The sequence below is a fragment of the Kineococcus glutinatus genome, from assembly GCF_039542765.1.
GTDB lineage: Bacteria > Actinomycetota > Actinomycetes > Actinomycetales > Kineococcaceae > Kineococcus_A > Kineococcus_A glutinatus.
Genome location: NZ_BAABIL010000943.1, coordinates 1 through 575, shown reverse-complemented (window position 1 = coordinate 575; position 575 = coordinate 1). Strand labels below are relative to the sequence as shown.

The following is a 575-nucleotide window of genomic DNA, read 5'->3' as shown; positions in this document are numbered from 1 at the left end:
TCCTTGGTCAGCGCGGCGTCCAGCAGGGGGGTGACGGCGCCGCGCTCGGCGGCGGCGCGGATGCCGGGGCGGAACCCCGCGACCGCGTCGTCGGCGTTGGTGCCCGTCGCCACGTGCGCCAGGCCCAGCTCCGCGGCCAGCGGCAGCAGGGTCTCGGTGAGCTCGGACTTGCAGTGGTAGCAGCGGTCGGTGCCGTTGGCGGCGTAGCCGGGCCGGGCCAGCTCCGCGGTGTGCGGCTCCAGCAGCCGCACGCCGAGGGAGGCGGCCAGCGACCGCACCCCGTCCAGCTCGGCGGCGGGCAGCGAGGCGGAGACGGCGGTCGCGGCGGCCACCCGCCCCGGCCCGAGCACGCGCACGGCCTCGGCGAGCAGCAGCGCGGAGTCCGCCCCGCCGGAGAGGGCCACGAGCACCGAGCCCAGCTCCGCCAGCCGGGCCCGCAGCGCCGCCGTGCGCAGGTCCAGGACGTGCCCGTCCAGCCAGGCGGGCACGTCCGCCACGCCCGCCAGCACGACGTCCGCCCCGGCCCGGCGCAGCGCGGCGCCGTCGTGGGCGCCCGTGGTGACGCCCACGGCCAC

At 80.2% G+C, this 575-nt stretch carries 1 protein-coding gene; it reads right to left on the bottom strand.

The genetic code is table 11. The annotated features are described in order from the left end of the window. Positions 1-575: ATP-dependent sacrificial sulfur transferase LarE (gene larE, locus ABEB16_RS22725; RefSeq protein ID WP_486336005.1), on the bottom strand; the 575-nt coding region annotated here is incomplete at both ends.